We start from the raw sequence: 4276 nt of genomic DNA on the forward strand, positions 1-4276 counted from the left end.
GGGGTGACATCCGATCTCCCCACCCGTGGGGGAGATGGCCGGCAGGCCAGAGGGGGGCGCGACGGAACACGACCTTAAAAAGAACGGAGACAACAATGGACACCATCGGTTTCATCGGCCTCGGCATCATGGGCGCGCCGATGGCGGGGCATCTGCTCGACGCCGGCTACACCGTCGTCGCCAGCCACCATCGCTCGAAACCGCCGGCCGATCTCGTCGCCAGGGGTTTGAAGACCGTCTCCGGCCATCACGCCGTGGCACGTGCCGCCGACATCATCATCACCATGGTTCCCGACACGCCTGAGGTGGCCGACGTGCTGTTCGGCGACAACGGTGTCGCCTCGGGTTTGACCGCGGGCAAGCTGGTCATCGACATGAGTTCAATCTCGCCGATCGAGACCAAGGTCTTTGCCAGGAGGATCAACGACCTCGGCTGCGACTATCTCGATGCGCCGGTGTCGGGCGGCGAGGTCGGCGCCAAGGCCGCGTCGCTGACCATCATGGTCGGCGGCGAGGAAAAGGCCTTCGAGCGCGCCAGGCCGGTGTTCGAAAAAATGGGCAAGAACATCACGCTGGTCGGCCCCAACGGCGTCGGCCAGACCACCAAGGTCGCCAACCAGATCGTCGTCGCGCTGACCATTGAAGCCGTCGCGGAAGCGCTTGTTTTTGCATCGAAAGCCGGCGCCGATCCGGCCAAGGTGAGACAAGCGCTGATGGGCGGGCTGGCGGCCTCGCACATCCTCGAAGTGCATGGCGAGCGCATGATCAAGCGCAGCTTCGCGCCGGGCTTTCGCATCGAACTGCACCAGAAGGACCTTAATCTCGCGCTGGAAGGGGCAAAAGCGCTTGGCGTGGCGCTGCCCAACACCTCGACGACGCAGCAATTGTTCAACTCCTGCGCGGCCAATGGCGGCGCCAAGGAGGATCATTCGGCGCTGGTCAGGGCGCTGGAGCGAATGGCGGGACATGGGTTAGGGGAGTAGGGGAATAGGGAATTAAGGGAATAAGGGAATAAGGCAGTAGGGCAGTAGGGCAGTAGGGCAGTACGGCAGTAGGGATAGCACCTGCTGCGAGCCGCCCCCCGCCTTCCTTGCTGCCTTATTCCCTTATTCCCCTACTCCCCTATTCCCCTAACCCAAAAACTTCCTCGCCGCATAAAGGCTCACCGCCGCGGCGTTCGACACGTTGAGCGAGCGGATGGCACCGGGCATGTCGAGCCGAGCCAGCGTCGTCACCGTCTCGCGCGTCTTCTGGCGCAAGCCCTTGCCCTCGGCGCCCAGCACCAGCGCGATCTTTTCTCCCGAAAAACTCTTTTCGAGTTCCGCCGGTCCGTCGGAATCGAGGCCGATGGTCTGGAACCCGGCCTCGTGCAACTGGCCGAGCGCGTCGGCAAGGTTCTTCACCTCGATCTGGTCGATATGCTCCAGCGCGCCGGAGGCCGATTTTGCCAGCACGCCGGATTCATGCGGGCTGTGGCGCGCCGTGGTGATCAGCGCGCCGGCGCCGAAGGCGACCGCCGAGCGCAGGATCGCGCCGACATTGTGCGGATCGGTGACCTGGTCGAGGACCAGCACCAGCGTTGTATCACCGAGCGCATCGAGGCGCTTCGGTTTTAGCGGCTCGGCCTCGATCAGCACGCCCTGATGCACGGCATCGGAGCCGGTGACCTTGTCGATGTCTTTCGGTTCGACCATGTCTGTTTCAAAGGGCAGGGCGGCGAGGTCGGCGATCGCCAGCCGCTCGGCGGCGTTGCGCGTCACCAGCATCTTCTTGATCCGCCGGCGCGGATTGTCGAGTGCCGCCCGCACCGTGTGCAGGCCGTAAAGCCGCACCAGCCCATCCGCGGCGGTCTCTCCTGGTGGTACCGGCTGGCGCGCCCTGAACGCCGGCGCGCCGCCGCTCTTCTCGTCGCGATGCGCGCGGCGCAGCTTGGCGTAGTGGGTGTCTTTTGGCGTTTTGGGCTTGTTATCGTTGCTCATGGCCAGTTCTATAGCCGTGTCGTCTGCCTATGGATACAGCCGCAAAACCCTGCTCGTCGGGTCGTCAACAAATTCAGCGCTTTTTGCCGGGATGTTGCGGTTGACAGTTTTGGGCGCTGCCGCCATAAGGCGCTTCGCGAAGGGCTGCTCACGCGGTCGCGACGCGTCGATGCCTCGTTGCATGGCTCCGGCGGCAGACTGGAGAGGTGCCCGAGTGGTTAAAGGGGACGGACTGTAAATCCGTTGGCTATGCCTACGTTGGTTCAAATCCAACCCTCTCCACCACTGCCGGCCCGGAAGCCCTGAAACGCAAAGTATCGGACCGAAAAGCGTATCGCGGTTTTCGGGCGAAATGCGCGGGTATAGCTCAGTGGTAGAGCAGCAGCCTTCCAAGCTGAATATGCGGGTTCGATTCCCGCTACCCGCTCCAAGCATGCTGTTGAAGTCATTATCGAAAATAACTTCCTTGAAAATGCGCCGTGTCACCGCGTGTCACTGTCTGTGGCGGTTCTGTAGTGCCTGATCGGCAGTGCCGTCATCCACATCGCCAGGTCTTCAGTCGGCACCTCCGGAGACATGCTCTTCATATTGAGGCAGGTCGTCGGCGATCGTGAACCACTTCGCCTTGGAGCCGACAAAGATGTGCTGCGTCGGACGGATGGTCGGCTCGTCGACGAGGGTTCCCATGGCGACGTGGACGAAGGCGCCGTCGCGGACGACCGAATAGAGCAATGAGCCGCAGGTCTTGCAGTGCACGTCGTGGCCGGTCTCCTCGCCAAAGATCAGGAGGTTGTCCTCGCCCTTGGTCAGACTCAGTCTCTCACGTTCGATGCCGGCAAACGGCTTGAAGGCCGAACCGGTGGTGCGCCGGCAGTTCGAGCAGTGGCAGTTGGCGGCGTAGATGAACTCGTCGGCCACCGCGTATTGCACGGCGCCGCACAGGCATTTTCCGGCAAGCATGCGGTTGCCGACGTTTTCCTGGCTTGTCACAGGTTTCTCCATTTTTGCAGGCAGCGGCCAAGTTGAAATTTGTGGTGTAACCGTTTGGTCACCACTGCCCAAATTATGCGACGACGGTCAGTCGGCGCCGCCGCTCGTCGAGCGACACGATGGTCAGCCCGCTGGCCACCACCAGCAGGATACCGCCGATCGCCGGCGCGTTCGGCAATTGCTGGAACACCACCAGGCCGGAAATGACCGCCCAGACGGTGAAGCAGTAGTAGAAGGGCGCCACGACGCCGGTAGGCCCGGCGCGATAGGCCATGAAGATGAAGAAGTGGCCGAAGATCAGGAACAATCCGGCCCCGGCCATCAGCAGCAAATGATGCGTCTCGGGCGTCACCCAACGCTCCGACATCAGATGCGCAACGCCTGATCCGACCAGCACCACCACCACCGCGGAAATTGCGACGATCATTCCGGGCACGTCGGCGGCGACCCGCCGCCCGGCGAGATCGCGCGCGGCGGCGAACGCCGCGTTGCCGAGCGCCAGCAAGGCGTAGACCGAGATTCCCTGCATCGTCGGCTGCGCCACCATCACCGCGCCGATGAAGCCGAGCCCGATCAGCGCCATGCGCAAGCCGCCGATGCGCTCGCCGAACAGGACAGAGGAGCCAATCAGCATGAGCAGGGGCGTGATCTGCCCCAGGGCGGTCGAATCGGCGATCTGCATGTTGGCGAGCGCCACCACGTAGCAAAGGATTGCCGCCAGCTCGAGCAGGTTTCTTTGCAACACTCTCCTGTCGAGGATCAGCGGGATCTGCCTGGCGTAGCCCAGCGCAAACAGCAACGGGATGCCCCACAGCATTGCCGCCGTCCCGCGCAAAAACAGCACTTCATAGGGCGGCAGCCCAACCGTGGCGAGCTTCAACATGGTGTCGTTGGCGACATAGGACCCGGTCGACAGGATCATGAACAGCGGGCCGCGGATGGCGATCGGAATAAAATGCATCGGATCAGGAAATCAGACCGGCGTCACACCGGCAATGGGCCAGATTCGGCAGTAAATCCGGCAAGGCGGACAGGCGGAAGCGGCGATATCCGTCGCTGAATGCCGGTACCCGCGGAACCTATCTTCGGCCATTCCATTCCTTCTTGTTCGTTCCTATATCCGCGCCACATCCCCGAAAACCGGATCATGGGTTCAGACCGGGTGAGAAAGCCCCCGGCCACAAGACACCCCGGCCACAAGACACTTGTGTTTTTCGGCCGCAGTCGCTAATCGCCCCGCATTCGACTGAACTGAAGGTCCCGGCCGTCCAAGGAAAGAGACTATGGCAAAAGGTAAATTCGAGCGT

The 4276-nt window shown here is 62.5% G+C and carries 4 protein-coding genes and 2 tRNA genes; 3 read left to right on the top strand and 3 right to left on the bottom strand.

The window, feature by feature from the left end; translation table 11 throughout:
• Positions 1-8: 8 nt before the first annotated feature.
• Positions 9-983, top strand: coding sequence for a 2-hydroxy-3-oxopropionate reductase (locus tag BQ8794_RS15745; RefSeq protein ID WP_342188139.1), 975 nt, complete (start codon positions 9-11; stop codon positions 981-983).
• Between the two features lie 147 nt (positions 984-1130).
• On the opposite strand, the gene BQ8794_RS15750 is transcribed toward BQ8794_RS15745, so the two are convergent.
• Complete coding sequence (locus BQ8794_RS15750) at positions 1131-1979, bottom strand: TrmH family RNA methyltransferase (protein ID WP_077379134.1); 849 nt, start codon at positions 1977-1979, stop codon at positions 1131-1133.
• A gap of 200 nt (positions 1980-2179) precedes the next feature.
• Between BQ8794_RS15750 and BQ8794_RS15755 the strand changes: the two genes are divergently transcribed.
• Positions 2180-2264, top strand: a tRNA-Tyr gene (locus BQ8794_RS15755).
• Between the two features lie 71 nt (positions 2265-2335).
• Positions 2336-2409: transfer RNA gene (locus BQ8794_RS15760), tRNA-Gly, on the top strand.
• 125 nt (positions 2410-2534) lie between these two features.
• Here BQ8794_RS15760 and BQ8794_RS15765 read toward each other — a convergent pair.
• Positions 2535-2939, bottom strand: coding sequence for a GFA family protein (locus tag BQ8794_RS15765; protein WP_244554994.1), 405 nt, complete (start codon positions 2937-2939; stop codon positions 2535-2537).
• Positions 2940-3042: 103 nt separating this feature from the next.
• A complete protein-coding gene (locus BQ8794_RS15770) occupies positions 3043-3930 on the bottom strand; it encodes a DMT family transporter (protein ID WP_077379138.1) in 888 nt (295 codons plus the stop codon).
• Positions 3931-4276 lie beyond the last annotated feature (346 nt).

It is taken from the genome of Mesorhizobium prunaredense (assembly GCF_900156895.1).
Taxonomy (GTDB): domain Bacteria; phylum Pseudomonadota; class Alphaproteobacteria; order Rhizobiales; family Rhizobiaceae; genus Mesorhizobium; species Mesorhizobium prunaredense.

Coding starts and splice junctions, on each gene's coding strand:
- BQ8794_RS15750 (WP_077379134.1), bottom strand. CDS start 1,979: ATGAGCAACGATAACAAGCCCAAAACGCCAAAAGACACCCACTACGCC.
- BQ8794_RS15765 (WP_244554994.1), bottom strand. CDS start 2,939: ATGCTTGCCGGAAAATGCCTGTGCGGCGCCGTGCAATACGCGGTGGCC.
- BQ8794_RS15770 (WP_077379138.1), bottom strand. CDS start 3,930: ATGCATTTTATTCCGATCGCCATCCGCGGCCCGCTGTTCATGATCCTG.